4 protein-coding genes are annotated in these 6,000 nt (G+C 39.5%); all 4 read left to right on the forward strand.

Going from position 1 to position 6,000, the window contains the following annotated elements:
* Window positions 1–36 precede the first annotated feature (36 nt).
* The 4 genes from AC2VNP_RS21600 to AC2VNP_RS21615 all read left to right on the forward strand — a co-directional run bounded on the left by AC2VNP_RS21600 (window position 37) and on the right by AC2VNP_RS21615 (window position 5,621).
* Window positions 37–720: a histidine phosphatase family protein gene (locus AC2VNP_RS21600; protein ID WP_486919419.1), complete on the forward strand. Its 684-nt coding sequence runs from the start codon at window positions 37–39 to the stop codon at window positions 718–720.
* Between the two features lie 354 nt (window positions 721–1,074).
* Window positions 1,075–2,151 (forward strand): Y-family DNA polymerase, encoded by a 1,077-nt coding sequence (locus AC2VNP_RS21605; protein ID WP_486919421.1) that lies wholly within the window; start codon window positions 1,075–1,077, stop codon window positions 2,149–2,151.
* Between the two features lie 167 nt (window positions 2,152–2,318).
* Complete coding sequence (locus AC2VNP_RS21610; protein WP_486919422.1) at window positions 2,319–3,533, forward strand: YecA family protein; 1,215 nt, start codon at window positions 2,319–2,321, stop codon at window positions 3,531–3,533.
* A gap of 459 nt (window positions 3,534–3,992) precedes the next feature.
* The gene (locus tag AC2VNP_RS21615; RefSeq protein WP_486919426.1) at window positions 3,993–5,621 is read left to right on the forward strand and encodes a ribonuclease J; all 1,629 of its coding nucleotides are present in this window, start codon (window positions 3,993–3,995) and stop codon (window positions 5,619–5,621) included.
* Window positions 5,622–6,000 lie beyond the last annotated feature (379 nt).

Genomic DNA, 6,000 nt, shown 5'->3' on the forward strand with positions numbered 1-6,000 from the left:
GACCGACGCAATACTTCAGAAAGGAGAACGATGAAAATGGCTGATGTCACAATTGGTGGAACTAAAGTGCCGGATCTAAGACCACAAATGAACATAAAAGAAAACGCGCAAACAACTCTCAACGCAACTCATTGGTTGACCTCTAATTCACCACTATCTAAAATGGTTGTGAGTGATCGCGGAAACGATTTTTTAAATCTACTACTTGATGGTGGGTTTATTTTTTACGTGAGACATGCTGAAGCTACGGTTGGAGTGGACCAACCTTATTTAAATTTTTATGATTGCACTACTCAGAGAAATCTCTCCTATATTGGGAAACAGCAAGCGATTGTTTATGGGGAAACCCTTCGTAATCTAGACATCCCAATTGAATACCCAGTTATAGCAAGTCCATTTTGTCGAACGACAGAAACTGCAACTCTGGCGTTTGAAGAGGAAAGTATAGCGATCATTCCTTTATGGGCTGAAGTTTATCGTTTAGCTGAAATTTTACATCCTATTGAACAAGATCGGATATTGCGTTCAGTCACGTCTGTTCTTGAACTTCCACCTTTACGTGGCACAAACAAAGTGATTATCGGTCACAGCTTTCCCGAGAGCGTTGGGCTAGGGAGAATTCCTAACATGGGTACTGTCATAATAAAACCTTATGGAAGAGGCTTAGGATATGAAGTTATTGGTAAGCTATCTTTACAAGATTTACAAAGTCTGTCATAAGGGGGCCCTCTCACTATTAAAATAAACTGGATTTCACGAAACATCTAATTGTACAATGAAAAATGCACTTATTCGTTGAAAGAAAGAGGTATTTGTATCAAACGGATCACATTACTCTATTTCCAGAGGTGAGACAGGCTCGTTTATTGTCCGATTTGTCCTCTTTATTGTCCATTTTTTTATTTTATTGTCCGGATTTTTAATTTATTGTCCATTTTTTTATTTTATTGTCCGAATTCACCATTATATTTGCGAAAGTGTGACCAGTGACTTCTTACATATCCAGCTGACAATATCATGAGCTAAAAATATAACCTGAGTCCACTAGATTTCGAATGAAAGGAAGGGGAAAACATGCCTACAGGTAACCGGACCATTGCTTTAATTGATATGAATGCGTTTTATGCGAGTTGCCACCAAGCACAAGACCCTGCTCTTCGAAATCAACCGGTTATTGTTGGTGGAAGTCCAACGAACAGGTACAAAGGAATGGTCATTGCAGCTAGTTATGAAGCGAAAAATCAAGGGGTCTATACGACGATGTCAGTATATGAAGCGCTAAAAAAAGTCCCAGAAGCGATTGTCGTTCCACGAAATCATCCGTTGTACTCATCTTACTCCAGCAAAATTATGGAGTTTTTAAGAATAATCGGACCGACGGAAGTGGCTTCGGTCGATGAAGCATATGTAGATTTGACAGATCGTGTGGACAAGGGCACCTCACCGCATACGATTGCCACTTATATCCAACAAACATTGTGGGAGAAATTACATTTAGGCTGCAGTATCGGGATCAGTGATACGAAGTGTTCTGCTAAGATGGCGGCAGATGTGAAAAAGCCATTCGGATACGTGCACTTAGAACGGATGCAATTTTGTAGTTATTTTCATCCGCAAAAGCTCAGCAAGCTTCATGGCTGTGGAAAAAAGACAGAAGAGAAGCTTAATAAATATGGCATTTATACCATTGGGGATCTTGCCCAAACCGATTCTCTGCAAATCAAGCTCATCCTTGGCTTAAGAGGAGAAGTCCTCCGTAACAATGCATTAGGAATTGGTTCTGATGTGGTCGATACGGATCGTGAAAAAGGCGATAAAACGATCGGTAAAGAAAAGACATTTTCTCAACCCACATCTGACGCGGATCAACTACTCGGAAGCGCCCGTCCCATGATCGAACTTCTTTGTCAGAGACTTAAGGAAAAACAGTTACGTGCTAGCACGATTGCTGTTGTTTATAAGACTGAGAGAGGCGGTGCAAGTCATTCCAAAAGCCAAACGCTCGCCGACTCGACATCAGAACCAGATCAGGTGTATACAATCGTCGAAGATTTGTATGACAAGCATTTAGTCGACATTCCTCTTTGGTTATTTGGCGTTCGTTTAAGTAACTTTGAGGATGCAAACTACGTCCAATTAAAGCTTTTTTAATCATTCCACGCTTATTATTGAAATGGATTGAATGGGGTGAAACGACCTCTTTATGTTCGATCAACTGGTTAAAAATCGACATTATGGTAAAATAGAGAACGTAGCTTAATAGACATACATAAAAAACAACAAAGTATCACAGAGAGTAAGGAGATTGTATAGAAAGTATGGATATTCTAACAAAAGAAGATTTATCATCAATTCTAGCAAAAGAGACAGTTGACAACGCACAGCAGCAAAAGCGTGAACAAAAACTTTGGAAACAGACGGAACTCCCGTCAACATTACTGAATACGTTAAATAGTTTACCTAAAACAGAGCTTGATCCCATTCGGAAAAACCTTCAGGTGAAAAATGCTAGTTCATTGAAAAAAGCTGAGCTTGCGACACTTCTTGCTAACGAAATTCCTTCAATGTTTAACGAAGTTTTATTACCGTTAGATCAAGAGCGTTATAATCTACTGCAACAGATTGCAAACGAGAGTGGATCGATACTAAGCCCAGACCTTTCAATAGAAAAAATTGAATGGTTAAAAGAAAGAAGTCTTGTTTTCCCTGGTCTTTACAACAAGGAAAAAGTTTTATTTTTACCAACTGAACTTATCGATCTATTTAACAACCTTAACGGCGCAGAACTTGAGACAACGATTCGACGCAACACCGAATGGGTTCGTCTCACGCATGGATTACTTTATTATTTTGGTGTGATGAGTGAGGAGTTACTTATCGGAAAAATCCAAGACCTTACTGGTCAAACCGTCGATCCTGCTGAGTTTAAACATGTCATATCATCAGCAGCCGATTATTATGGGCAAGTTCAACTCTCAGATTACGGACTCCAAGACTACCGTGTAATTGATCCGAAAAAAGTAATCGAAAAGCAAAATAAAAACTCAGATCTCGACTTTTTTGAGTTTACAAAAGGTCAATTACTAAGAGCAGGTAAGCCCGGAATTGTACAAAAAAGCTCAGCATTAAACGACTTGGTCAACCTTTTACTAGAACAAACGGACCTAACAGCTGGTAGCGGGGATCAATTAGCCGCGCAAATTGTTTACATGATCAACACAGACGTACAACTAACACTAATCACTGAATATGTACAAAGTAAGGTAGTGCTCTCTGAAAAAGTGTCGCAACAATTGTCTGAGCTACTAAAAGAAGTAAAGAACCAAACGCGCCTATGGGAACTAAAAGGACATACGATCAATGAAATTACGCCGCCAGAAGAGAAAAATGTAAATCCTTTCCCTACGTATACGGTAGAGTCACTGCAACAAAAAACAAATGACATCCATATTAAAAACCTAAAGAAAATCGGTCGTAACTCACCTTGCCCTTGTGGAAGTGGAAAGAAATATAAAAAGTGCTGTATGAAGTAATTTTTAGAAAAGAAGCAGGCATTTCATTAAAGTAACCCAAAATAAATTTGAGAAACGCATGAGTTTTCATACGAGAATGGGTGCTTACACCCATTATATCAATGACGGCTATCAGCTCCTATTGGCCGTTTTCATTTAAGATTATACAGTTAATGGACGCCAACATTCATGCCATGATCGGGCTTATGTTAGGATATGTTCTACTGGATAGCATAATAGAATAAAGACTTAAGGCTGAATACAATTAGTTTAAAAATTTTCACAAGAAAATCGTGACTGAAAAGACATAGAGTGACTCTGTGTCTTTTTTTTACCTTAAATGCTACTAAACAACACTTTGATTTTTCACAAAAATGATAAACGTCATTGAACTGGGTATACTACCATTAATATGTATTGATTGAGGGGGTATACAAATTGAGTGCTGAGACTGCATTATCAATTTATGCGTTAGGTGGTATGAATGAGATCGGCAAAAATATGTATGTCGTTCAGTATGCAGATGACATCGTAGTCATTGACTGCGGAAATAAGTTCCCAGATGAAAGCTTATTAGGCATTGACTTAATCATTCCAGATATTTCGTACTTGGAAGAAAATAAAGAGAAAGTACGTGCGTTAATTGTTACACATGGACATGAAGATCATATTGGTGGGATTCCATTTTTCTTAAAAAAATTGAATGTTCCCGTCTATGGCTCTCGCTTTACACTTGGACTCATTGAATTAAAATTAAAAGAACATAAAATTCTTAGAGAAACCGAACTACATGAAATCAACTCGAATTCAAAACTCAACTTCGGAGAGATGAATTTAGAATTTTTTAGAGTTACGCACAGTATTCCAGATTGTTTAGGGATTCTTTTCCGTACACCAGAAGGGAATGTCGTACATACTGGTGATTTTAAATTTGATTTAACTCCGGCGAGTAACGAGCATTCAGACCTTCACAAAATGGCTGAAATCGGTCAAGAAGGGGTCCTACTTTTATTATCAGAAAGCACGAATGCTGAACGTCCTGGCGCAACACCTACCGAGCAAATCGTTGGTGAACATGTTCTTGAAGCGTTTATGAAAGCGGAACGTAAGGTGATCCTATCGACATTTGCATCCAATGTAAGCCGACTTCAACAAACGGTCGATGCCGCAATCAAAACAAATCGCAAAATTGCCCTGCTTGGACGAAGTATGGTAAATGTCGTAGAAGTTGCGATGGAAAGAGGCTACTTAAATATTCCGGACGGGATGATTATTGATCCTAAACAAATTAACGAATTACCACCAGAAAGAGTTGCGATGCTTTGTACAGGTAGTCAGGGGGAGCAGATGGCCGCATTATCTCGCTTATCAACTGGTGATTTTCGCGGCGTTGAACTATTACCTGGTGATACGGTGATCTTAGCCGCAGGTCCAATCCCTGGAAATGAAAAAGCAGTAACAAAAATTGTCGATAATTTGTTTGCGCTTGGGGCAAATGTCATCTACGGACCTGGAAGTTCCTCTGGCATGCACGTTTCAGGGCACGGATATCAAGAAGATTTAAAACTGATGTTAACTCTAATGAAACCAAAATACCTTATCCCGGTTCACGGAGAGTATCGCATGCTCCATCACCACCGGTTATTAGCAGAGGCAGTTGGGGTAGAAGAAGGGAATACATTTATTTTAAAAAACGGTGAGGTCGTTGATATTAAAGACGGTACCGCCAAGCACACAAGAAACATCCCAACTGGTAATACGTATGTTGATGGAATTGGTGTCGGGGATGTTGGTGAAATTGTCCTTCGCGACCGCAGACAACTTTCGGAAGACGGGATGCTTGTCATTGTGTTAACGATGAGTAAATCAGATAAGAAGCTCATATCTGGTCCCGACACGATCTCGCGTGGGTTTGTATTCGTGAAAAATTCAGATGAGCTCTTAAAAGATGTGAATGCACTGATTAAAAGAACCATTAACAACATGGAAGAAGCCGATAAAAAAGAATGGGGCATCATTAAAAAGCATCTTAAAAAAGCCGTGGGTCAATATTTATTCAATCAAACAAAGAAAAAGCCAATGATCTTGCCGATTATTATTGAGGTTTAAGGAATATTAGCTCCAAAAGAAGGTTGACTAGTCTCTGTTTCTAATCGCATGTCTAAATTGTGGTGGGCCGCAAATTTAGATTATAGCGGAGTCGAACAGGGAGTAATGTCAACCTTTTTAGTTTCATTAATTTAGCTTAGTTTTCTGTGACCATATGAGAAGATCACAGCAGGACTGCATTCACCTCGAACGCTGATTACACACTTCCTCCTAAATATTCCCTTTACCGCTCACGATCCACGCCGCTTCGTTCACACTTCCTCCTAAATATTCCCTTTACCGCTCACGATCCACGCCGTTTCGTTCACGCTTTCTCCTAAATATTCCCTTTACCGCCCACGATCCGCGCCGTTTCGTTCACGCTTTCTCCTAATTTTTC

It is taken from the genome of Alkalihalobacterium sp. TH-98, from assembly GCF_057473385.1.

Bases quoted from the DNA above. Each gene is read 5' to 3' on its own strand.
- AC2VNP_RS21600 (WP_486919419.1), top strand. From the start codon at position 37: ATGGCTGATGTCACAATTGGTGGAACTAAAGTGCCGGATCTAAGACCA.
- AC2VNP_RS21605 (WP_486919421.1), top strand. From the start codon at position 1,075: ATGCCTACAGGTAACCGGACCATTGCTTTAATTGATATGAATGCGTTT.
- AC2VNP_RS21610 (WP_486919422.1), top strand. From the start codon at position 2,319: ATGGATATTCTAACAAAAGAAGATTTATCATCAATTCTAGCAAAAGAG.
- AC2VNP_RS21615 (WP_486919426.1), top strand. From the start codon at position 3,993: ATGAATGAGATCGGCAAAAATATGTATGTCGTTCAGTATGCAGATGAC.